The sequence below is a fragment of the Thioclava sp. DLFJ4-1 genome, assembly GCF_002020145.1.
Classification (GTDB): Bacteria; Pseudomonadota; Alphaproteobacteria; order Rhodobacterales; family Rhodobacteraceae; genus Thioclava; species Thioclava sediminum.
Map to the genome: position 1 here is coordinate 1 of NZ_MPZT01000005.1, position 21,824 is coordinate 21,824.

19 protein-coding genes are annotated in these 21,824 nt (G+C 62.7%); 5 read left to right on the forward strand and 14 right to left on the reverse strand.

The window, feature by feature from the left end:
* The 8 genes from BMI85_RS15270 to BMI85_RS15305 form a co-directional block, all read right to left on the reverse strand.
* The coding region (locus BMI85_RS15270; RefSeq protein ID WP_143595100.1) for an aldehyde dehydrogenase family protein at nucleotides 1-933 on the reverse strand (933 nt) is incomplete at its 3' end.
* A gap of 77 nt (nucleotides 934-1,010) precedes the next feature.
* Entirely contained in the window at nucleotides 1,011-1,772 is a 762-nt protein-coding gene (locus BMI85_RS15275) for an SDR family oxidoreductase (RefSeq protein ID WP_078601892.1), read from the reverse strand.
* 119 nt (nucleotides 1,773-1,891) lie between these two features.
* Nucleotides 1,892-2,920, reverse strand: coding sequence for a TRAP transporter substrate-binding protein (locus BMI85_RS15280; RefSeq protein WP_078545523.1), 1,029 nt, complete (start codon nucleotides 2,918-2,920; stop codon nucleotides 1,892-1,894).
* A gap of 50 nt (nucleotides 2,921-2,970) precedes the next feature.
* Nucleotides 2,971-4,248 (reverse strand): TRAP transporter large permease subunit, encoded by a 1,278-nt coding sequence (locus BMI85_RS15285; RefSeq protein ID WP_078545521.1) that lies wholly within the window; start codon nucleotides 4,246-4,248, stop codon nucleotides 2,971-2,973.
* A complete protein-coding gene (locus BMI85_RS15290; RefSeq protein ID WP_078601893.1) occupies nucleotides 4,245-4,781 on the reverse strand; it encodes a TRAP transporter small permease in 537 nt (178 codons plus the stop codon). Before BMI85_RS15290 ends, BMI85_RS15285 begins: the two co-directional genes overlap by 4 nt.
* Before the next feature lie 4 nt (nucleotides 4,782-4,785).
* On the reverse strand, nucleotides 4,786-5,943 hold the full coding sequence (locus tag BMI85_RS15295; RefSeq protein WP_143595102.1) for a fumarylacetoacetate hydrolase family protein: 1,158 nt from the start codon (nucleotides 5,941-5,943) through the stop codon (nucleotides 4,786-4,788).
* Nucleotides 5,944-6,084: 141 nt separating this feature from the next.
* Nucleotides 6,085-6,801 carry a FadR/GntR family transcriptional regulator gene (locus BMI85_RS15300; protein WP_078601895.1) on the reverse strand — a complete coding sequence of 239 codons (717 nt, stop codon included), beginning with the start codon at nucleotides 6,799-6,801 and terminating at the stop codon, nucleotides 6,085-6,087.
* Between the two features lie 29 nt (nucleotides 6,802-6,830).
* Nucleotides 6,831-8,249, reverse strand: a complete 1,419-nt coding sequence (locus BMI85_RS15305; protein WP_078601896.1) for an FAD-binding oxidoreductase — start codon at nucleotides 8,247-8,249, stop codon at nucleotides 6,831-6,833.
* A gap of 155 nt (nucleotides 8,250-8,404) precedes the next feature.
* Between BMI85_RS15305 and denD the strand changes: the two genes are divergently transcribed.
* The 3 genes from denD to BMI85_RS15320 are packed head-to-tail and all read left to right on the forward strand — an operon-like array spanning nucleotide 8,405 to nucleotide 12,059.
* The gene (gene denD, locus BMI85_RS15310) at nucleotides 8,405-9,388 is read left to right on the forward strand and encodes a D-erythronate dehydrogenase (RefSeq protein ID WP_078601897.1); all 984 of its coding nucleotides are present in this window, start codon (nucleotides 8,405-8,407) and stop codon (nucleotides 9,386-9,388) included.
* Nucleotides 9,385-10,287: an NAD(P)-dependent oxidoreductase gene (locus BMI85_RS15315; protein ID WP_281481323.1), complete on the forward strand. Its 903-nt coding sequence runs from the start codon at nucleotides 9,385-9,387 to the stop codon at nucleotides 10,285-10,287. Before denD ends, BMI85_RS15315 begins: the two co-directional genes overlap by 4 nt.
* Complete coding sequence (locus tag BMI85_RS15320) at nucleotides 10,284-12,059, forward strand: IlvD/Edd family dehydratase (protein WP_078601899.1); 1,776 nt, start codon at nucleotides 10,284-10,286, stop codon at nucleotides 12,057-12,059. Before BMI85_RS15315 ends, BMI85_RS15320 begins: the two co-directional genes overlap by 4 nt.
* A 78-nt stretch (nucleotides 12,060-12,137) precedes the next feature.
* On the opposite strand, the gene BMI85_RS15325 is transcribed toward BMI85_RS15320, so the two are convergent.
* From BMI85_RS15325 to BMI85_RS15350, 6 genes are all read right to left on the reverse strand, one after another.
* Nucleotides 12,138-14,360, reverse strand: a complete 2,223-nt coding sequence (locus tag BMI85_RS15325) for a PAS-domain containing protein (protein ID WP_078601900.1) — start codon at nucleotides 14,358-14,360, stop codon at nucleotides 12,138-12,140.
* On the reverse strand, nucleotides 14,357-15,526 hold the full coding sequence (locus BMI85_RS15330) for an FIST N-terminal domain-containing protein (protein WP_078545503.1): 1,170 nt from the start codon (nucleotides 15,524-15,526) through the stop codon (nucleotides 14,357-14,359). The genes BMI85_RS15325 and BMI85_RS15330 overlap by 4 nt, the downstream gene beginning before the upstream one ends.
* 22 nt (nucleotides 15,527-15,548) lie before the next feature.
* Nucleotides 15,549-16,256, reverse strand: coding sequence for a response regulator transcription factor (locus BMI85_RS15335; RefSeq protein ID WP_078545501.1), 708 nt, complete (start codon nucleotides 16,254-16,256; stop codon nucleotides 15,549-15,551).
* Nucleotides 16,257-16,441: 185 nt separating this feature from the next.
* Nucleotides 16,442-18,208: a PQQ-dependent methanol/ethanol family dehydrogenase gene (locus BMI85_RS15340; protein ID WP_078601901.1), complete on the reverse strand. Its 1,767-nt coding sequence runs from the start codon at nucleotides 18,206-18,208 to the stop codon at nucleotides 16,442-16,444.
* A 197-nt stretch (nucleotides 18,209-18,405) separates the two neighbouring features.
* Nucleotides 18,406-18,786 (reverse strand): c-type cytochrome, encoded by a 381-nt coding sequence (locus tag BMI85_RS15345; RefSeq protein ID WP_078601902.1) that lies wholly within the window; start codon nucleotides 18,784-18,786, stop codon nucleotides 18,406-18,408.
* A gap of 174 nt (nucleotides 18,787-18,960) precedes the next feature.
* A complete protein-coding gene (locus BMI85_RS15350; RefSeq protein ID WP_078601903.1) occupies nucleotides 18,961-19,518 on the reverse strand; it encodes a sel1 repeat family protein in 558 nt (185 codons plus the stop codon).
* A 230-nt stretch (nucleotides 19,519-19,748) separates the two neighbouring features.
* Between BMI85_RS15350 and BMI85_RS15355 the strand changes: the two genes are divergently transcribed.
* Together BMI85_RS15355 and BMI85_RS15360 are read left to right on the forward strand one after the other, a co-directional pair.
* Nucleotides 19,749-20,855 carry an ABC transporter substrate-binding protein gene (locus BMI85_RS15355; RefSeq protein ID WP_246832574.1) on the forward strand — a complete coding sequence of 369 codons (1,107 nt, stop codon included), beginning with the start codon at nucleotides 19,749-19,751 and terminating at the stop codon, nucleotides 20,853-20,855.
* A complete protein-coding gene (locus tag BMI85_RS15360; RefSeq protein WP_078601904.1) occupies nucleotides 20,852-21,814 on the forward strand; it encodes a YVTN family beta-propeller repeat protein in 963 nt (320 codons plus the stop codon). The genes BMI85_RS15355 and BMI85_RS15360 overlap by 4 nt, the downstream gene beginning before the upstream one ends.
* The last annotated feature ends 10 nt before the right edge of the window (nucleotides 21,815-21,824 follow it).

The following is a 21,824-nucleotide window of genomic DNA, read 5'->3' on the forward strand; positions in this document are numbered from 1 at the left end:
GCCATCCTCGACCACGGCGATGCCCGGGTTGGTGCAGAACTGGCCCGCGCCCATCGTCAGCGAGCCTGCCCAGCCGGCGCCGATCTCGGCGCCGCGCGCCTTTGCGGCCTCGGGCAGCAGGAACATCGGGTTGACCGAGCCGAGCTCGCCAAAGAACGGGATCGGCTCGGGACGCTGCGCACACAGATCGAACAGCGCACGACCACCGCCCAAGCTACCGGTGAAGCCCACGGCCTTGATCAGCGGATGCTGCACGAGCCCTTGACCCACGTCACGGCGTCCGCCCTGGATCAGGCTGAAGACGCCCTTGGGCATGTTGCATTTCTCGACTGCGGCCTTGATCGCCTCGGCCACGATTTCGCCGGTGCCGGGATGGGCGGAATGGCCCTTCACGACGACCGGGCAGCCTGCGGCCAGCGCGGCGGCGGTGTCGCCGCCGGCCGTCGAAAACGCCAGCGGGAAGTTCGACGCGCCGAAGACCGCGACCGGACCGATCGGACGCTGCATCATCCGCAGATCGGGGCGCGGCAGCGGCTGGCGATCGGGGAGCGCCTCGTCATGGCGGCGGTCGAGATAGTCACCGTTGCGGATGTGGCTCGCAAAGAGACGCAGCTGGCCCACGGTGCGCTCGCGCTCGCCATTCAGGCGCGCCTCGGGCAAACCGCTTTCCTGCGTGCCGATCTCGGTGATCGCCTCGCCGCGTGCGTCGATCTCGTCGGCGATAGTCTCGAGGAATTTGGCGCGGGTCTCACGGCTCGAATAGCCGTAGTCCCAGAACGCCTCTTCGGCTGCCTCGCAGGCGGCGTTCACCATCTCGACCGTGCCGACGCAGAACTCATGGCTCGGCCCATGGGCTGGTTCGGAAGAGAACGTTTTGTCGGTGCCGATCCATTCGCCGGCGATCAGGTGTTGTCCGTGCGTGGTGAAGGTCATGATGTCTCCTTGTTAATTCGTCACCGGGCCCGACGCAGAACGGCGTCGCAGAGACCCTTCGTTCAATGCGCGCGGTTTCAAAGAACCGCCGTCATGCCGCCGTCGATGTAGAGGATTTGTCCGTTCACGAAATCCGAGGCCGACGAGGCGAGAAATACCACCGCGCCCTGCAATTCCTCGGGCTTTCCCCAGCGCCCGGCGGGTGTGCGCCCGCGGACCCAGCTGTCGAAATCCTGATCTTCCTGAAGCGGGCGCGTCATGTCGGTCATCATGTAGCCGGGTCCGATGGCGTTCGCTTGAATGTTCGAGCCGGCCCACTCCGCCGCCATCGACCGCGTCAGCATTTTGACGCCCCCTTTGGCGACCGTGTAGGGCGCGACCGTGACGCGGGCGAGGTCGCTCATCAGCGAGCCGATATTGATGATCTTGCCGCCCCCTTTCGCGATCATCCGCGAAGCTGCTTCGCGGCCACAAAGGAATGCAGAGGTCAGGTTGGTATCGAGCACGCGCTGCCAGTCCGCCGCGCTCAGTTCCAACATCGGACGGCGCAACTGGATACCGGCATTGTTCACCAGAATGTCCGGGGTGCGCCCCTCCGCGTCGAGCCTCTCGAACGCCGCGCGCACGGCGGCCTCGTCGGAGACGTCGAAGGCCGCGGCGCTCACGTCGTAGCCTTGTTCGATCATTTCCTTTCGAGTCTGCTCGAGCCGTGCGGCATCAAGCCCGTTGAGCACCACGTGCGCGCCCGCGGCCGCCAGCGCCTCCGCGAAGGTTCTGCCCAGACCGCGAGACGAGCCGGTGACCAGTGCGGTTTTGCCTGAGAGATCGAATGTGTTCATCGCCCTATCCTCGTGTCCGTGTCGTGACCAAAAAGGGAGAGGCGGGCCGGAGGACATGGCCCGCCTCTTGATCCGCCCGAGGGAATGGGCGGATCAGCTTGAGACTACATTACGCAGCCTCAGTTGCTGCTCGCTTTCTTCTCGGAGCGAAGCCCGTCGATCGTCTTCTGCACCCGATCGATGACGTCGCCACCGATTTCGTCGCGGTGCTTGTCGTAGACGACCTGCGACTTCTCACGCATGCGAGCCAGCTCTTCAGGCGAGACTTTGTTGAACTTGATCCCGGCCTTTTCCATCTTCTCGAGCGATTTCTTGTTGAGATCCTGGATCACGTTGCGCTCGACTGAGCCGCCCTTGACTGCACAGGTGCGCAGCGCATCCTGTTCGTCGGGATCGAACGTATCGAAGATCGGCTTCGAGAACAGGAAGAGGAAGGGCGTATACGCGTGCTTCGTCTCGCTGATATATTTCTGCACTTCGTAGAACTTCGAAGTGTCGATCGTGACATAGGGGTTTTCCTGTGCATCGATCGCGCCGGTCTCCAGTGCAGAGAACACTTCGCCGAAGGCCATCGGCGTCGCGTTGGCACCGAGATTGTCGAAGGTGTCAAGGAAGATATTGTTCTGCATCACGCGGATCTTGATGCCCTTGAGGTCTTCCCACTTGGTGATCGGACGCTTCGAGTTCGACACGTTACGGAACCCGTTCTCCCAATAGGCGAGGTTGACCAGCCCTTTGTCGGCCAGCTTGTCATTCAGGAACTTGCCGAAATCGCCATCCATGACGGCGTAGGCTTCCTCGTTGGTCTGGAACAGGAACGGCAGATCAAACACACCGAGCGCTGGTTCGATCCCGACAAGCGGCGAGGACGAGGTCACCACCGCGTCGAGCGTGCCCGAGCGAAGCGCCTGGGTCGCCTGAAGGTCGCCGCCAAGCGAACCGCTCCAGTAAGCCTGAAGCTTCATCTTGCCGCCGGTCTTGTCGTCAAGACACTGCTGCATCGCATCGACGCCATTATGCACCGGGTGGTTCTCAGCGACACCGTTGGAAATCCGGATCGTGCGGTCGTGGAATTCGGCTGCGGCAGGGCTTGCGACCGCTACCATCGTGCCAAGCAGAAGCGCTGCTTTAATTGCCTTGGTTTTCATTGTTTCCTCCCTTTGGAAATTAACGTTGGCAAATGTTGACCCGTGACCGGTCAGTAGAACCAATGTGCCGGAACGAGCACGATCTGCGGAAAGGCCACGAGAACGAAGAGCACCAGGATCTCGGCCACGAGGAAGGGCCAGACACCGATGATCACACGGCCAAGGGGGATCCTCCCGACCCCGCTGACCACGTTGAGGACGACACCGACAGGCGGCGTCAGAAGTCCGATGCAGCAGTTCATGATGAACATCACACCGAAGTAGATCGGATCGATCCCCGCCTTCTGCACCAGCGGCAAGAGCACCGGGGTCAGGATCAGGATCGTCGGCGTGAGATCGAGGGCGGTGCCGACCATAATAATCAGCACCATGATGAAGGCCATGAGCAGCTTCGGATGCTCGATCAGCGGTTCGATGATGCTGCCGAGCTCGGCGGGGATATTCGCCATCGTGATGAGCCAAGCCGAGACCAGCGCGGCACAGACAAGGAACATGATCGCCGCCGTTGTGCGACCTGCCGCGATGAACACGCCCGGCAGGGACTTCAAGGTGAGTTCGCGATAGACGAAGAGCCCGACGAAGAGCGCATAGAAGGTCGCGATCACCGCAGCCTCGGTCGGGGTGACGACACCGAACTTGATACCGCCGAGAATGATCACCGGCATGCCAAGCGCCCAGATTGCGCGCATCCCTGCCCGGCCTTTCTCGCCCCAGCTGGCACGCGGCAACGTCTCGGCCTTGTCCTTCCGGGCAACGAAGAGCCAAGTGACGATCAGCACGGTCCCCATCAGGACACCAGGTGCGATGCCAGCCATGAACAGCTTGGAGATCGAAAGGTTGCTCGCGACGCCGAAGATAATGAAGGCCATCGAGGGCGGGATGACCGGCGCGATCACGCCACCTGCGGCGATCAGGCCGGCGGAACGCGGCACGTCATAGCCGGCGCGGCTCATCATCGGCAGCAAGATCGCAGCGAGTGCGGCACTATCGGCGGCAGCCGAGCCAGAGATCGAGGCGAGGATCACCGCCGCCATGATGGCGACGATGCCCAGACCGCCGCGGATATGCCCGACGCAGGCGATCGCGAAGTCGATGATCCGGCGCGAGAGCCCGCCGGCATTCATCAGTTCGCCTGCGAGAATGAAGAACGGGATCGCGAGAAGGGTGAAGGTATTCGCGCCGATCGCCATATTCTGGGCGATGATCTGGGTGTTGAACATCCCCAGATATTCCATCAGCGCGATGCCACAGAAGATCAGAGCGAAGGCAACAGGAACCCCGATGGCCATGGCGCCGATGAGCGCGACAAGAAAGACAACGAGGGTCATGATGCACGCCCCTCGATATCTTCAGCGTCATGATGTTGGCCTGCGAAGCGGGCGAACTCGGCGTCGCTCATACGACCGGTCAGCAACCGGAAGAGCCGCTCGAGCGAGATGAGGATGATCCCGGCACCCGTGAACAGCCCGGTGCCGTAGACAAAGCCCATCGGCATCATCGTTACCGGAGCGCCCATCGTCATGTTGATCGGCAGCTGCTTCCATGTGCCGATAAAGAGCACCGCCGAACAGCCGATGATCACGATCTCGCTCAGCCCCATCAGGACCATGCGTCCGCGACGACCGAAGGCCGCGACCACCGTCTCCATGCCCATATGCATATGGTGATGGTGTGCGACGACGGCGCCGATGAAGGTCAGCCAGACGAAGAAGAAGCGCGACATTTCCTCCGAGACGGCAATGCCGCTATCGAACGCGTAGCGCAGGATGACATTGAGAAAGACCATCAGAGCCATCCCGGCGAGCAAAAGCGCCAGCAGGATGTCGAGGCCACGGTAGAAGAGTGCGATAAGTTTCTGCATCCGCTTACACCCTGTCGCCGAGGCCGCGGGCGACCAGGTTGGCAATCAGCGCGCGGCTGCCAAAGACCCATTCGGGACAGGCATCACAGCGAGCGACGCGGTTCACCAGAGCCCCGAGCCGCGGCGAAGCAATCTCGACCTCGTCGCCGGTCTCGTGGGTGAAGCCCTGCCCCGGCGCACGGCGATCCTGCACCGGCGCGAAAAGCGTGCCGAGGAACAGGACCGCGCCGTCGGGATATTGGTGGCTGCGATTGAGCATCTGCCGGGCGAGCTCGGCGGGCGACCGGCTGATCGCCTCCATGCGGCTCTCACCCGCCATCTCGAACCCGTCGGTGCCGCGCACGCGCAGAGTGACGACCGCGGTCTCGACATCGGCGAGCGTGAAATTGTCGTCGAAAATCCGCAGGAATGGCCCGATCGCGCAGGAGGCATTGTTATCCTTGGCCTTGCCGAGCAGGAGCGCCGAGCGGCCTTCGACGTCGCGCAGGTTTACGTCATTGCCCAACGTCGCACCGAGGATCGTGCCATCCGAGCGGATCGCCAGCACAATCTCGGGCTCGGGATTGTTCCAGTCCGAAATCGGGTGGATGCCGATCTCGGCACCGCATCCGACAGATGACATGGGCTGGGCCTTCGTGAAGATCTCTGCGTCCGGACCAATGCCGACCTCGAGATATTGCGACCAGAGGCCCATCTCCTGCAGCAGTGCCTTCACTTTCGCAGCAGCTTCCGATCCGGCAGAGATATCGCGCAGGTTCTCACCGATCACCGGAGCAAGCTTGGCGCGAATGTCCTGCGCGGCCTGAAGGTCGCCGCCGGCGCGTTCTTCGATCACGCGCTCCAGCATACTTTCAGCGAAGGTGACGCCCGCGGCCTTCACCGCCTGAAGATCGATCGGGGCCAAGAGATGACCGGCCGCCCCGGACAGAAAATCCTTGAGTGAGCCGAGCACCGGCAGATCGTCGCGCCGCAGAATTGCGTGCAAATCGTCGCATTCCAGAAGCCCGGAAACCGTCGCTGCGATATGCGTAAGATCGTACAGGATTCCGTTGCGCAGAACGGTTACGCAGGGCCCGCCTTCCGCCTTCGACCAGACCCGGCCGACCAGCAGGGCGCGTGCGTCATCCTCGGGCAAAATACGGCCCGTTTCCAAATTGAGCATAGGTGCCAATTCCCCCTCCATGTTGTCGGGCGCAGTATCTCCTCATACCGCACTGACATATGATGTCAGACAACACTACAACCTAAAATACAACCCCTATTCTGCGCCGCCTATGCGGCTCAAGCGTATGTGATGCTCAGCTTACTCGACGAATTCGAACTGCAGGCCGACACGTTCCGCGGAGTTGACCAGATGGCGCTGCATCGCGGCCCGTGCCGCGGCGGGATTGCGCGCTCGAATGGCCTCGCAAATCGCCCCGTGCTCTTCGATCGTCCACGCGATCACATCGTCGAGCTGCCCCTCGGCGCGCGCAATCGTAATGACATGGCTGATCCGCTCCGAGATCGCGGTGACGAATTGCACGAAATAGTCATTGCCCGTCGCCTCGGCGATGATGCGGTGGAAATCGAGGTCGGCGGTGACGCCCGACTTGCCCCAATCACGAATACCCGACAGCCCCATCATCGCGGCGTCGAGCGCCGCCATCTGGGCCTCGGTGTGGTTCACTGCTGCGAGTGCAGCCGCTTCCATCTCCAGCGGCACGCGCACCTGATAGAGATCGTTGAAGGCGTGCCGGTCCATCTTCTTGCCATCCTCGAGACGGATCTGGCGTGCTTTGCGCTCCACCACGAAGGCACCGACACCCTGTCGCGTCTCGACCAGCCCTTCGTTGCGCAGTTGCGCAATCGCTTCGCGCACGACGGTGCGGCTCACGCCGAAGGTCTTGGACATCGCATGCTCTGTCGGCAGCTTGTCACCGGCTTTCAGCACGCCATCATAAATCCGCTTGGCGAACTGCGTGGCGATCCGCGTTGGCAGGTGATCCGCGCGGGCAATCTGCTCGAACTCATTATCCATCACTCATTCCTCGTCTCGTCCCAAGTCCGTCAACTTTCGAGGTCGATCAGACACCCAGGGTTCATCGTCAAATTTGGATCGATCGCCCGCTTGATCCGCCCCAGCAGATCATGCTGAACCGAAGACGCGCGCGCGGCGAAGTCGGCCTTCTTGAGACGTCCGACCCCGTGCTCTGCGCTGATCGAACCGTCATAGCGATCCAGGACCCCGTTGAGAACTGTTTTAGCTCGAAAAATCTGCTGATCGAGCGCCTCCATGCCCTCCGGGTCTGGCAGCACGTTCAGATGCACATTGCCATCCCCCACGTGACCGTAAGAGACGCAGACCGCCCCGGGCAAGGCTTCTCCGACCGCCGCCTCGGCCTCAGCAACGAACGCAGCCAGTTCTGAAAGCGGCACCGAGAGATCCGTGCGCAGATGTTTTCCGCGCCGCGCCTGCCCCTCGTTCATCCCCTCACGCACCAGCCAGATATTCCGCGCCTGAGCTTCCGACTGCGCGACCACGCCGTCGCGCACGAGCCCCTCTTCCATCGCCAGTTCGAGGAATTGAGAAAGAAGAGCCTCGATATCGACGAGACCCGAGCCCGAAAGCTCAACCAGCGCATAGGCGCGATGTGCGGGCTCAAGCGGCAGCGAAAGATCGGGAATACCCTCGCGTGCGAGCGTGAATGCCTCGGCGGGCAGGAATTCGAAGGCCGACATGAGGTCACAGCACTGGCGACGGGCGAGACGGTAAAGCTCGATCGCATCTTCTAGCGAGTCGAGCGCCAGCAACGCGGTCGAGACTTGGTCGGGTGCGGGCATCAGCTTGAAGGACACGGCCGTGACGATGCCCAGCACCCCTTCGGCTCCGATGAAAAGCTGCTTGAGATCGATCCCGCGATTATCCTTGCGCAGCCGACTGAGCCGATCGAGCACGCGACCGTCCGGCAGGACGACCTCAAGCCCGAGCACCAGCTCGCGCGTCATTCCATAGCGCAGGACGTTCACCCCGCCCGCATTGGTCGAGACATTGCCACCGATCTGGCAGGTGCCTTGCGCGCCGAGCGCGAGCGGGAAGTAGAGACCGGCCTCGGCCACTTCTTCCTTGAACGACTCGAGCACGACACCAGCTTCGACAACCGCCGTGAAATCCTGTGCGCTCAGGCTGCGGACCCGGTCCATACGCTCGAGCGACAACACGACCTGAGACTCAGGCGCATCGGGCACCGCGCCCAGAGCAAGTCCGCTACGCCCCCCCTGTGGCACAACGCCGAGCCCGAGCTTTGCACAGGCTCGCACGGCGCGGGATACGTCTTCGGTGCTCCGCGGTCGCAAAAGCGCAATGGCAGAACTGGTGATGTCGCCGTGCCAGTCCTGGCAATGGCGCGCGATCAGCCCGGCATCGGTCGAGACCATGTCGCCGCCCAGCATCGTGCAAAGTTCCTTCGCCGCCTCACCTTTCTGCATGCCTATCTCCCCCACTCTTGTTCTTCGTGCTCGCCCGTCGCCCCATCTCGACCAGCTGGACAAAAATGATTTGCATCCCGCATATATCTGGTTATCAGACAACATTACAACATCTTTGATGCTGGACTGCGAATTTCTCAGGGAGGAGACACGTTATGCACGCACTCATTGTCGGCGCGGCGGGAATGGTTGGCCGAAAACTCACCGATCGAATCGTCCGAGGAGCGCCCCTTCAGGGCAAAGCGGTCGGCCACCTGTCGCTGGTCGACGTAATCGCCCCGGAAACGCCGGAGGGATACTCAGGCACCACCGATTGCCTTCAAGCCGACCTGTCCGAAGCAGGCACGGCAGAGAAACTGATCGCCGCGCGGCCTGATGTGATCTTCCACCTAGCCGCGATCGTTTCGGGCGAGGCCGAGAAAGATTTCGAAAAGGGCTACCGGATCAATCTCGACGGCAGCCGCGCACTCTTCGAGGCAATCCGTCACGCGAACCTCGCCGATGGCTATCGTCCGCGGGTGGTCTTCGCCTCTTCCATCGCGGTGGTGGGCGCGCCCCTGCCCTATCCGATCCCCGACGAGTTCCACGCGACGCCCCTGACCAGCTACGGCACCCAGAAGGCGATCTGCGAATTACTGCTGTCGGACTATTCGCGCCATGGTTTCTTCGACGGGATCGGCATCCGCCTGCCCACGATCTGCATCCGTCCGGGCAAACCGAATGCCGCAGCGTCAGGCTTCTTCTCGAACATCCTGCGCGAACCCCTGGTGGGTCAGGAAGCCGTGCTTCCGGTGCCCGAGACGATCCGGCACTGGCACACCTCGCCGCGCTCGGCAGTGGGTTTCATGCTGCACGCAGCCGATATCGATCTGGATGAGGTCGGGCCGCGCCGCAACCTTTCGATGCCGGGTGTCAGCGCCACAGTCGGCGAGCAGATCGAAGCCTTGCGCCGAGTTGCAGGACAAAACGCTGTCGCCCTGATCCGGCGCGAGCCAGACGCGATGATCACCAAGATGTGCGAGAGCTGGGCCGCAGGCTTCGACGCGACCCGCGCCCGCCGGCTCGGCTTCACCTCGGAAGACAGCTTTGACGCGATCATCCAAGCGCATATCGAGGATGAACTGGAAGGTGCCGCGTGACACAGCCGCTCCCCAATATTGCATTTCTGGGCACAGGTCTAATGGGGACGCCGATGGTTCGGCGTCTCCTCGGGGCGGGCTATTCCGTCACCGTCTGGAACCGCGCCGCCGAAAAGGCCCGCGCGCTGGTCGCCGCCGGGGCCGAGCAGGCGGGGAGCCCCGCCGAGGCCGTCGCGAAGGCGGATATCACCTTCACTATGCTTTCTGATGGCGCAGCGGTGGCCGACGTGCTGTTTGCGCAAGGCACAGCCGAAGCCCTGCGCCCGGGCAGCGTGCTGATCGACACCTCGTCGATCGCGCCGGACGTGGCGCGCGATCATGCCGCCCGGCTCGAAGAGCTTGGCGTGACACAGATCGACTGCCCTGTCTCGGGCGGCACTGCGGGCGCCGAGAGCGGAACGCTCGCTTTGATGGCGGGTGGGCCGAAAGAGACGATCGCGCGGATCGCGCCCGTGCTCGAACCACTTGGGCGAATGACCCATGTCGGCCCTACGGGCGCCGGTCAGGTCTGCAAACTGGCCAATCAGCAGATCGTCGCGATCACCATCGGCGCGCTCGCCGAGGCGATGATCCTCGTGAGAGCGGGCGGCGCAGATCCCGCGAGATTCCGCGACGCGATCCGCGGTGGCTTTGCCGAAAGCCGCATCCTCGAACTGCATGGCGCGCGGATGATCGCCCGCGATTTCACCCCAGGCGGCCCGTCGCGACTGCAGCTGAAAGACCTTCGCGGCGTCGAGACGCTTGCGAACGCGAACCATCTCGAGCTCCCGCTGACCGATACCGTGCGTGCGGCCTACGAGGCCTTCGTCGCCGCTGGAAACGGCGACGTCGATCACTCCGGGCTGCTGCTTCATCTTGAGACGCTCAACAGCGCGTCCCTTCTCGAGGAAAGATCATGACCAAAACCGAACGCCGCCTGCGCTCGCAAGACTGGTTCGACAATCCCGATCATGCCGACCTGACTGCGCTTTATCTCGAACGCTTCATGAATTACGGCACGACGCCTGAAGAGTTGCGCGCGGGCAAGCCGATCATCGGGATCGCCCAGTCGGGCAGCGACCTGAACCCATGCAACCGCCACCATCTGGATCTCGCCAAGCGCGTGCGCGACGGGATCCGCGATGCAGGCGGCATCCCGATCGAATTCCCGACGCATACGCTCTTTGAGAACTGCAAGCGTCCGACCGCCGCGCTCGATCGCAACCTCGCCTATCTGGGTCTTGTCGAACTGCTTTACGGCTACCCGTTCGACGGTGTCGTGCTGACCACGGGTTGCGACAAGACCACCCCGTCGGCCCTGATGGCCGCGGCGACGGTCGACCTACCCGCGATCGTTCTGTCCGGCGGGCCGATGCTCGACGGCTGGCACGAGGGAGAACTCGTGGGCTCGGGCACGGTGATCTGGCGTTCACGCCGCAAATACGCCGCGGGCGAAATCACCCGCGACGAGTTTCTCGAAACCGCGCTCGACAGCGCCCCCTCGATTGGCCACTGCAACACGATGGGCACGGCCTCTACCATGAACGCCATCGCGGAGGCGCTGGGTATGTCGCTCACCGGCTGTGCGGCGATACCGGCGGCCTATCGCGCCCGCGGCCAGATGGCCTATCGCACCGGGCGCCGTGCCGTTGAACTGGTTCACGAGGACATCCGGCCCTCGAACATCCTTACCCGCGAGGCCTTCCTGAACGCGATTAAACTGAACGCGGCGATCGGCGGCTCGACTAATGCCCAGCCGCATATCATGGCAATGGCGAAACATGCGGGCGTGACGCTCGATCCGTCGGACTGGCAAACGCATGGCTACGACATCCCGCTGCTGGCCAATGTGCAGCCCGCCGGGAAATATCTGGGCGAACGGTTCCACCGCGCGGGCGGTGTCCCTGCGATCCTGTGGGAACTGCTGGAGGCGGGACAGCTGAACGGCGATTGTCCCACCGTCACCGGTCACAGCATGGCGGAGAACTTAGACGGGCACGAGAGCACCGATCGCGAGGTGATCTACCGTTTCGAGAAGCCGATGATGGAGCGCGCGGGCTTCTATGTCCTCTCTGGCAATCTCTTCGACTTCGCGATCCTGAAAACCTCGGTGATTTCGCCGGAGTTCCGCGAGCGTTATCTCAGTGAGCCGGGCCGCGAGGGAATTCTCGAGGGCACGGCCTTCGTCTTCGACGGCTCGGAAGACTATCATGCCCGCATCAACGACCCCGCACTCGAGATCGACGAATCCTCGATCCTCGTGATCCGGGGGGCGGGTCCGCTCGGCTGGCCGGGCTCTGCGGAAGTGGTGAACATGCAGCCGCCGGATCGCTTGCTGAAGCGCGGCATCACCAGCCTGCCGACGATCGGTGACGGGCGACAGTCGGGCACCTCGGACAGCCCCTCAATTCTGAACGCCTCACCCGAGAGCGCGTCAGGCGGCGGGCTGGCATGGCTGCGCACGGGCGATACGATCCGGATCGATCTGAACACCGGGCGCTGCGACATGCTCATTGCCGACGACGAACTGGCAGCGCGCAAGGCTGGCGACCTGCCGCCGATCCCGGAGGCAGCGACCCCGTGGCAGAAGCTCTACCGCGAGACCGTCACGCAGATGGCCGACGGTGCGACGATCCGCGACGCCGAGCAATTCCGCCAGCTTGCGAAGAGACTGCCGCGGCACAATCACTGAGGCGCAGGAACGCCCCATGCATGGGCCAATACCGACTCATTTGAAGCCTTTGGCCCATGCAACCGAGCGCGGCGACGCTCAGCCTGCGCGGCGCTGAGATCCGAAGAGAAACGCCGCCAACTGCGAAGTCGGCACTGGCTTGGTGAGCATCTCGACCTGCGCTGCCGCAGCCATCTTGCGCAACTCTTCTGAACGATCCGCAGTAACCAAGCGCATCGGAACGGAGCCGATCTTTTGACGCAAGGCGGCAATCAGCTGCAGTCCATCCATTCCATCGCCGAGTTGATAGTCGATAAGGCAGGCGTCCGGCTCTAGCCCCGTTGCCTCGAGAAGTTCCAGCCCCGCTTCGCCGCTATCGACATCGAGAACCGTCGCTCCCCATTTCTCGAGAAGTTGCGTCATCGCGCGTGAGAGATCCGCGTCGTTCTCGACCAGCAACACGACGATATCGCCACCCTCGGGGTCGCGCACCGGTGTCACCACGTCATTTTCGGCCCGTGCTGCCCCTCCAAGCGCGGGCTTCAGGCCCAAAGTGAAGGTTGAACCGCGCCTCGGTGCCGAGCGCAGCGTCAGCGGGTGCCCCAGGACCGCTGCAGCACGTTCCACGATCGCGAGCCCCAGCCCCATGCCTTCCGACGCGGACGCCTTCGCGTTCAGGCGATGGAATTCGTGGAAGATTTTATCCTGATCATCTTCTGCAATCCCCGGGCCGCTATCGCGCACTTCGATCACAAGCTCATCTCGGCGGTGGCGCAAAGCCATCAATACGCCGCCGGTCTCTGTGTAACGGATCGCATTCGAAATCAGGTTCTGCAGAATTCGCCGTAGATAAGCGCGATCCGAGACAACGACAGCGTCAGTCGACACGATACGGAAATCGAGCCCCTTGAGACGGGCATGCATGGCGAATTCATCGCGCAGCGCCGCGAATATCGGGCCCAGCGCAACGGGCCCCAGATCGACCGAGACGTGGCCCGATTCCAGCCGAGAAATATCGAGCAATGCGCCGAGAATGCCTTCCACCGACAAGAGTGCGTTTTGTGCCTTCTCGACGGTTCTCGCTGCGATATCTGACGTTTTCTCTTCGCCCAGCGATGCGAGATAGAGTTTTGCTGCCGACAAGGGTTGGAGAAGGTCGTGGCTTGCGGCGGCCACGAACCGGGCGCGCGATGCGTTGGCGCGTTCGGCACTGGCAAGCGCATCCTCCAACTCCAGCGTGCGCTCGGTCACGCGCGCCTCCAGCGTCTCGTTCACGCGGCTCAGCCCTTCGATCGCGTGCCGCTCCGCCGAGACATCGGAGAGCGACATGACAAAGCCACCGTCAGGCAATTCCTGCGCAAAGATCTCGAAGACCTTGCCGCCCTCCCGCGTCACCTCGACCTCGAACTGGTCGCGGCGCAGCGCACGCCGCACCCAATCCCCGAGACGATGCGCAGAGAGTCCGTTGGGAAAGGTGAACTGGTCGCGAACCTGTTCCAGGATCGCGTCGAAATGCATCCCTTCGCGCAGCCGGTTGCGCGGCAGAAGAAGAAATTCGCCAAGCCGCGCGTTCCAGCCCAGAAGCTGCAACCGCGAGTCGAAGATGCAGACGCCGAGTTTCAGGTGCTCCAGCGTCGCGCGCAGGATTTTCGCCTGATCGTCGAGGAGCCGCCCCCGTTTCTCCCTTTCGGCGCGGATCAGATCCGTCACCTCCGTCTGCAAGATAACCGTCCCGCCATCATGCGTGCGATGTTCGCTGACCTGCATCCAGCGGTCGTCTCCCATCCGCTGGTTCAAAATGAAGTGGTGCTCGGCATGGCGCGCGCAGCGCATTGCGATCCAGTCGCCACGGCTCATCCCGTCGGACATGTGCAGATGCGTCGATCCCGCCACGAGTTCGAGGTAGTCGTCAAACTGCATCCCCGGCACGATCTCGTCACGCACGTCATCAAGAAGCGCGTTGAAACGCGAATTGGCCATCACGAGCACGTCCTGGGCGTCGAATAGCGCAAACCCATCCTGAACGGTCTCGATCGCCGCGGCGAGGTTTTGCCGCGCGGTTTCGGTCTCGCGGTTCGCATCGGCCAATCGCGCATTCGAAACGTTGAGAAGATCGAGCGCCCGTTCCAGATCACGCGTGCGCGCGCGGACCTGTTCTTCGAGCATTGCGGCGCGCTGGAACTGGGCGAAGGCGGCTCCCCGGTCCTCGTTCATCTCCTCGGAATGTTGGATCAGCGCCTCAGCGATGGTCAGAAGTTTCGCGTTCTGACGCTCCAACGTATCGCCGGGATCGAGCAGCGAAGCGGCCAGGGACTGCCTCATGGCTCCATCCCCGATGGTTCAGGCGGGAAGAAAGCCACGCCAGTCATGGTCTGGTTCACATGCATTGCGCCGATCTGTTCGCCATAGGTCGAAAAACCGACCACGCCATGGCGCGCCAGCGTATCGGAAACTGCGCGGGCGCATTGCTTGCCCTCAGCTTCGAAGCGGCGAAAGATGCAATCAAATCCCAGCACGGCCGAAGGTCTGCGACTGGCCGAGAGCGCGTCAAGTTCGCGCGCCAAATGAGCGGAGATATCGTCAGGGCGGCCCAGGGTCAGGACCAAGCCGGCATCGATCGCGGCGAAGAATATCAGCGATTCTCCCGGCCCGACTTGCTGGATCGAACGCGCGTGATAACGCCCGCCGACGCGCACGAGGATCGGGTTCGCGGCAAAGACTGTCGGCGAAAGGTCGGCGACGCTGAGCCCCAGCAGCCTCGCGTATTCGCGGGCTGCCGGTTCGTCATTGATCCGCAGCACCGAACGCGCGCCGGGATCGGCCATTGTCACCACCATTCGCGAGGAGGTGGGCTGCAAGTGGTTAAATGAAAACAGCTTCACCTCGCAGGCGGAACGGACAAGCGTCAGGATTCCTGCATTCTCGAAACGCCGTCCGCGGGCAAACAACTCGGCACGCTCGAACTTGTTGCCGTCCCCCGCCGACCCCCCGAACACTGGCACCGGCCCGAGCCCACCGGACAGTGCGGAAACCAGCTGGTCCTCCTGCCCCGAAAGGCCGTCAACCAACAGGATCGCGAATTCATTCGCCCGCTCGAACGCGAGACGCCCGAGGCTTTGCCGGGCGCGCAACAGCTCGGACACCAGCGCTTTCGTATCAAGCCGGTCTAGATCTTCGATGATCAAAGTCTCAGTGGAAAATCCCTTCACCGGTAGCGCGAAGCCCACTATCTGGCCTTCATCGTAGCCGTTCCCGGTGATCTCTCCGGCAGTGGTGCAGCCGACGACTTCAGCGCCAGGGAAGAGCGCGCGACCTTCTTGCACGAGACTGTCGAGATCGGCGCCGGGATCAACGAAGAGAAAAACCTGAGCAAACGGGCCTTCACCCAGGTCTTCCGCGATCCGGCGCAGTGAATCCGGCGCCTGCGCAGGCGCATAGGCAGAGCGCGGACAGCCTGGGCCGGCGCGCGAGTCGTGAATATCCAGCATATCTCCTCCCTGAACGGAAAGATTAGCCTGCCCTCCAGCCTTCGGGCAATCCCGTCATACTCTGCGCCTCGCGCGCGATCAGGACTGCCTGCGTGCGCGAGCAAACGCCGAGCTTGCGCATGATCGCGGTCACATGCGCTTTCACGGTGGTCTCGGCAATATCGAGGTCGAAGGCGATCTGCTTGTTCATTTTGCCTTCGCAGATCTGCTCGAGGATATTCGCCTGTTGCCGGGTGAGCTGGCTGAGACGTCGGATCGCCTCGTCCTGAGGAGAAATACCGTTGCCCCCGGCCAGCGCCTCGCCACTCGTCTCCGGCACGAAGACCTCACCGCGGCTGATTGCGGCGAAAGCGGCCCTGAACAACTCGCGCCGCGAATGTTTGGGCACGAAACCTGCCGCACCCGCGAGGATCGCCGAGCGGATCACCCGCGGTTCGTCGAGCGAGGAAACGACGACGATCGGTTTGTCCGGGGCAGCCTGTTTGAGCCGCATCAACCCGTCGAGCCCGTTAACGTCCGGCAGGTTCAGGTCGAGCACGATAACGTCCAGTGCGGCCCCCTCTTCAATCATTTGTATCGCGTCGCCCAGACGCTCCGCCTGTGCGACTGTCTCGATTCCCGCAACGGCCTGCAGGGTCATAGCCAGCGCGTCGCAGAATAACGGATGATCTTCGACGATCATCGCCGCATTGAATTCGACCCTCTTCGGACTGACAGCGCGATCCTTCATAATGCGTCCTTCGGCATGGCGTGGCGGAACCTCGCCCGCCTTTTCTTTAGCTTATCGCGCCCCTCTGACCTGTCATACTGGCAAAAAGTCTTATCCCGCCGAAACGCGCGACAGAGTCGGCATGGAACGTGAAAGGGCGCGAAGGTTTCCCTTCGCGCCCAGGCATTTCGTTGATGATCAAGCAATCAGTTAGCCGAGGCCAACTGCTTGGGCAGGCGGAACGTCCAGACCATGCCGCCTTGATTGAGATAGTTCACATGCTTGGCCACCTCGCCACCCCAGAGCGGCACCGCGCCGCCCCAGCCGGACATGACGGAAACATATTGCTCGCCATCTTCTTCCCAGGTGATCGGCTGACCGACAATCCCAGAGCCGGTCTGGAACGACCAAAGCTCTTCGCCGGTCTCGTCGTCGAGAGCCATGAACTTGCCCTCGGGGGTGCCGAAGAACACGAGACCGCCCGCGGTGGCCATCGTGCCACCCCAGAGCGGCGCGTCATTCTTGTATTCCCACTTCACCTCACCGGTCGCGGGGTCCATCGCCTTGAGCGAACCGATGTAATCCTCGAAGAGCGGCTTGATCGTGAAGCCCGCACCCAGATAGGCCGCGCCCTTCTTGTAGGAGATCGGCTCGTTCCAGATATCCATGCCCCATTCGTTCGAGGGCACATAGAACAGGCCGGTCTTCTGGCTGTAGCTCATCGGCATCCAGTTCTTGCCACCGAGGAACGAAGGCACCGCGAAGACCTGCTGACCTTTGCCATCCTCCGAGCTGGTGTTCGGCGCACCGGGGCGCATTTCCTCATTATAGATCGGGCGACCGTTCTCATCGATGCCCTTCGCCCAGTTGATATCCTTCACGAAAGGATAGGCCGCAATAAATTTACCATCGTCGCGGTTCAGCACGTAGAAGAAGCCGTTGCGATCGGCGGTGGCGAAACGCTTGTTGCCGTCCTTGTCCGTGAAGGCCACGACTTCGTTCACGCCGTCGAAATCCCAACCCTCGCGCGGAGTGGTCTGGAAGTGCCATTTGATTTCGCCGGTCTTTGGGTCGATGCCCAGACGCGAAGCCGCATACAGGTTGTCGCCGCTGCCGTCATTCTTCTCGCCAGCATTGCGCAGCCAGGAGTTCCAAGGCGCCGGGTTGCCCGCCCCGAAGATGAGCGTATCGGTGTCGGCGTCATAGGAACCGCCAAGCCAGGTCGCGCCGCCGCCGGTTTTCCACATGTCGCCCGGCCAGGACGCGTTGAGCGTGCCGGTCATGGTGCTCTCTTCACCATTGAGCGTGCCCATGTGGCCTTCGATTGTCGGACGCGTCCAGACCAGCTCGCCGGTCTCGGCGTCTCGTGCCTGCACCTCACCGACGATGCCGAACTCGCCGCCAGAATTGCCGGTGATGACCATTCCGTTAACGATCAAGGGCGCGGCGGTGTAGGAATACCCTTCCTTGTAATCGGCGATCTTCTTGTTCCAGACCGTCTTGCCGGTCTTGCGGTCGAGCGCCACGATGCGCGCGTCGAGCGTGCCGAAATAAATGTTGTCGCCATAGATCGCGGCGCCGCGGTTGATCACGTCACAGCATGGCAGGATGCCTTCGGGGAGGCGCGCGTCATATTGCCAGATCTCCTCGCCGGATTTCAGGTCGATCGCCCACATACGCGAATAGGAACCCGTTACATACATGACCCCGTCATAAACGAGCGGCTGGCTTTCCTGACCGCGCTGCTTCTCGCCGCCAAGGCTGAAGGCCCAGGCCGGAACGAGGTTCTTCACGTTGTCCTTGTTGAGGGTTTCCAACGGCGAATAACGCTGCAGATGGCGCCCCATCCCGTTGGTGAGCACGTTATCGGTGCTGGTCTGGTCATTGGCCAGATCCTCCTCGGTCACACCGGCGATCACAGCCGTTCCGAGACAGGAAATGGCAACGACGGCTGCCAATACAAATCTGTTCATCATGTCCTCCCTTTGGTCTCCCGCCCGTGGTGCGACGCGGGGGTCACGCGCACTCACGATGCATCACGGCTCAAGTATCGACGGCGGGATCGCGGCGTATATTGTCCATTGGTCTTACGCCCTGTGCGACCCCGCCCGGACCGAACCGGACCGTCAAAGCCACCGCGCGGCCGGGAGGAACGACGACGCGGAAGAGATCAATTCAACGATGTCAGATAGGTGACGATGAAATCCTGCACTGTCGGATCCTCGATCCCGACATGGCGCATCTTGGTGCCGGGGACGAATTTGTCATTGTCCTCCATCCAGGCGCGCAGCGCGCCGGGCGTCCAGACAAAGCCCGCAGCCTTCAGCGCCTCGGAATATGGATAGCCTTTATAGGTGCCCGCACGACGACCGACGACACCGTTCAAGAGCGGGCCGTAGCTCGCCTTGTCGGCATCGACCGAGTGGCAACGCATGCAGGAGGTCTCGAATAGAGCTCCACCAGCATCTGTCTTGACCTTCTTATAGGTCTCGGCAGCGGCCGGAAGGCTCAGGCAGATCAGGACGGTGGCGGCCAGGACGGGGCGAAACATCGGAGAACCTCTTCTTCATTGCGACTGTCTTTCGCCCCGCACAATGCCCCTGTCTCCGAGCGGCGGGCTTGATCCGCATCAAGCTCCCCCCCCTACCTTGGTCGTAGATCACACTGGTTCGGACAGCCGGGTCGCGTATGGGAAGAGGAAGACCCGGCCGCCGCCCGCATCCGGTCAAGAGACCGGCGCGTATTTCCAATTGTCGGCATCGGGCGTGACTTCATCGAGGTCGTAACCCGCTCCCTGAAGCCGCTGCGCCGTGGGAAGACCTGCCTTTGCCGCGCGATCCACGAGTGCCCGCCCCGCCGCCTCGTCGCGCGCGACGCCGCGTCCGCGCATCAGGTCGAGCCCGCGATTGAACATCCCCACCGGGTCGCCCAGATCGGCGGCGCGCTTGTCCCAGTCAGCGGCTGCGCCCGGATCGAGGGGGCCACCCAGACCGTTGTCGTCGAGCTGGCTCATCCACGTCATCGCCCCTGTCCAACCGTCGCGCGAGCATCGCTCGAAGAGCTGACGCGCTTCGGCATGACGGCCCGACTTGGTGATCAGGTAGCCCATCGCGCAATTGGTCATCGAGGTCTCACCTCGCCCGACGTCGCGCAGCGCCCGGTCGAGCGACAACTCCTCGGGGTTCAGGTCCCCGTGGAGATCTCCGCCTTCATCCGATTGCTGGGCCACGGCACCAAGGGGCACGCTCACCACCAGAATAGCCGTGCAGATCATCGCGCGCATCGCATTCCCCTCCTGCTCCGATGAAACCTTCCTTCGCACGATCCTAGCATAGCCGCGGCGAGTGCGCCCGCAGGTGCGGCTTATACCTTGGTCGTATTGCACCTTGCACCTCCGCTTCGCAGCATGGCGTTGCCGGAGGAGTCCGGCATGGGAGGAAATCTTTGCGAATCCAATGGCTCATCGGGGTTTGTGCCGCGCTGCTCCTTGGCGCGCCTGCGTCATCGGAAACGTTGCGCATCGACTGGCTGGAGCATCAGGTCACGCCGCCGCCGATTCTCTCGAACATAGCGGCGGTTCCCGAGAGTCTGGGTCTCGACGGCACGCGGCTTGCGATCGGCGACATCCGCACGACCGGGCGCTTTACCGGGCAGGATTACGCATTGAACGAAACCGTCATCGCCCCCCAAGACGATTTTCTGGGTGCCGCGAAATCCGTGCTGGCTAACGGCGCGAAGGTGCTCGTCGTCAAAGCCCCTGCCCCGGACCTGCTGGCGTTAGCCGACCTGCCCGAAGCAAAGGACGTGCTTATCCTCGATGCCTCGACGCAGGACGATGCGCTGCGTGGTGATGACTGCCGCGGGAACGTGCTGCATACTGCGCCGAGCTATGCGATGCGCGCGGATGCGCTGGCGCAGTTCATCCTTTTCAAGAAATGGCGCAAGCTGGCCCTGATCTCCGGGCAATTGCCCGAGGACCTGGCCTTCACTGCCGCACTGAAACGCGCGCTCACCAAATTCGGCCTGACGCTCGCGGGCGAGAAGGAATGGGCCTTCGATGCCGATATGCGCCGGGCGGCTGCTGCCGAGGTGCCGCTCTTTACGCAGGACCTCCCCGATCACGACCTCCTTCTCGTCTCCGACGAGCCGGGCGATTTCGCGCGTTACATCGCCTATAACAGCTGGCTTCCGCGCCCGTTGGCGGGCTCCGAAGGGCTGAAGCCCGTGGGCTGGTCGGGCGTGGTCGAGCAATATGGCGCGGCGCAGCTGCAAAACCGTTTCCGCGAAGCCGCAGGCCGCGAGATGGCGCAGGGCGATTTCGCCGCTTGGGTCGCGGTTGCGGCTGTGGGTGAGGCTTTCACCCGCACGCAATCGACGGACCCTGCGACCCTGCGCCGCTACCTGCTCTCGGACGAATTTCGCCTCGCGGGTTTCCTCGGCCGACCGCTCTCGTTTCGCAACTGGAACGGTCAGCTGCGTCAGCCGATCCCGTTGGTGACCGAGCGTGCGCTGACCGCGCTCGCCCCGCTCGAGGGCTTTCTGCACCAAACCAACGAGCTCGACACACTGGGCATCGACGCCCCCGAATCCACCTGCGCCGCCTTCGGAGACAGCCAATGATCCGCGCCCTTCTTCTGACGACCCTGCTCGCGAGTCCGGCCTTCGCAGACGAAATCTGGGTCACCAACGAAGCTGACGACACGGTCTCGGTGATCGATGCATCGACCTTCAAGGTGCTGCACACCTACGAGACCGGGGAACGTCCACGCGGGATCACATTCAGCCGCGATTTCAAACGAGTCTATATCTGTGCCTCGGACAGCGACGCGGTGCAGGTGATGGACCCCGATACCGGCGAGATCCTGCACGATCTGCCTTCAGGTGAAGACCCCGAGCAGTTCGTGATCGCCCCGGACGACCGGCTTCTCTACATCGCGAACGAGGATGACGCGATCACCACTGTGGTCGACACCCAAACCCGAAAAGTGGTGGCGCAAATCGATGTCGGCGTCGAACCCGAAGGCATGGGTATTTCGCCCGACGGGAAGGTTCAGGTGACGACCTCGGAAACGACCAACATGGCGCATTGGATCGACACCGAAACGCATAAGATCATCGCCAATTCTCTGGTTGACCCGCGCCCGCGCCATGCCGAGTTCAGCCCTGATGGCGCGCAACTCTGGGTCAGCTCCGAAATCGGCGGCACGGTCGCGATCTTCGATACCTCGGACCACAGTGAGATCGGCAAGATCTCGTTCGCGCTCAAAGGCGTGCGCCCCGAGAAGATCCAGCCCGTCGGCATGCGGTTCTCGCCCGATGCGTCGAAGGTCTTCATTGCGCTCGGGCCGGCGAACCATATCGCGGTGGTCGACGCCAAGACCTTCGAGGTCGAGAAATACATCCTCGTCGGGCGCCGGGTCTGGCATATGGCGATCTCGCCGGATCAGACGAAACTGTTCACGACGAACGGTGTCTCTGGCGATGTGACGGTGATCGATATCGCCACGCTCGAGCCTATCGACACCGTGAAAGTCGGCCGCTTCCCCTGGGGCGCAGCCGCACGCCCGACCTCCAAATGAGGAGGCTTTC

What these genes read in the sequence shown, in the direction of transcription:
- denD (WP_078601897.1), top strand. Translation starts at nt 8,405, where the DNA reads ATGCACGCACTCATTGTCGGCGCGGCGGGAATGGTTGGCCGAAAACTC.
- BMI85_RS15295 (WP_143595102.1), bottom strand. Translation starts at nt 5,943, where the DNA reads ATGCTCAATTTGGAAACGGGCCGTATTTTGCCCGAGGATGACGCACGC.
- BMI85_RS15285 (WP_078545521.1), bottom strand. Translation starts at nt 4,248, where the DNA reads ATGACCCTCGTTGTCTTTCTTGTCGCGCTCATCGGCGCCATGGCCATC.
- BMI85_RS15360 (WP_078601904.1), top strand. Translation starts at nt 20,852, where the DNA reads ATGATCCGCGCCCTTCTTCTGACGACCCTGCTCGCGAGTCCGGCCTTC.
- BMI85_RS15290 (WP_078601893.1), bottom strand. Translation starts at nt 4,781, where the DNA reads ATGCAGAAACTTATCGCACTCTTCTACCGTGGCCTCGACATCCTGCTG.
- BMI85_RS15345 (WP_078601902.1), bottom strand. Translation starts at nt 18,786, where the DNA reads ATGTTTCGCCCCGTCCTGGCCGCCACCGTCCTGATCTGCCTGAGCCTT.
- BMI85_RS15320 (WP_078601899.1), top strand. Translation starts at nt 10,284, where the DNA reads ATGACCAAAACCGAACGCCGCCTGCGCTCGCAAGACTGGTTCGACAAT.
- BMI85_RS15300 (WP_078601895.1), bottom strand. Translation starts at nt 6,801, where the DNA reads ATGGATAATGAGTTCGAGCAGATTGCCCGCGCGGATCACCTGCCAACG.
- BMI85_RS15305 (WP_078601896.1), bottom strand. Translation starts at nt 8,249, where the DNA reads ATGCAGAAAGGTGAGGCGGCGAAGGAACTTTGCACGATGCTGGGCGGC.
- BMI85_RS15335 (WP_078545501.1), bottom strand. Translation starts at nt 16,256, where the DNA reads ATGAAGGATCGCGCTGTCAGTCCGAAGAGGGTCGAATTCAATGCGGCG.
- BMI85_RS15275 (WP_078601892.1), bottom strand. Translation starts at nt 1,772, where the DNA reads ATGAACACATTCGATCTCTCAGGCAAAACCGCACTGGTCACCGGCTCG.
- BMI85_RS15280 (WP_078545523.1), bottom strand. Translation starts at nt 2,920, where the DNA reads ATGAAAACCAAGGCAATTAAAGCAGCGCTTCTGCTTGGCACGATGGTA.
- BMI85_RS15330 (WP_078545503.1), bottom strand. Translation starts at nt 15,526, where the DNA reads ATGCTGGATATTCACGACTCGCGCGCCGGCCCAGGCTGTCCGCGCTCT.
- BMI85_RS15340 (WP_078601901.1), bottom strand. Translation starts at nt 18,208, where the DNA reads ATGAACAGATTTGTATTGGCAGCCGTCGTTGCCATTTCCTGTCTCGGA.
- BMI85_RS15325 (WP_078601900.1), bottom strand. Translation starts at nt 14,360, where the DNA reads ATGAGGCAGTCCCTGGCCGCTTCGCTGCTCGATCCCGGCGATACGTTG.
- BMI85_RS15350 (WP_078601903.1), bottom strand. Translation starts at nt 19,518, where the DNA reads ATGCGCGCGATGATCTGCACGGCTATTCTGGTGGTGAGCGTGCCCCTT.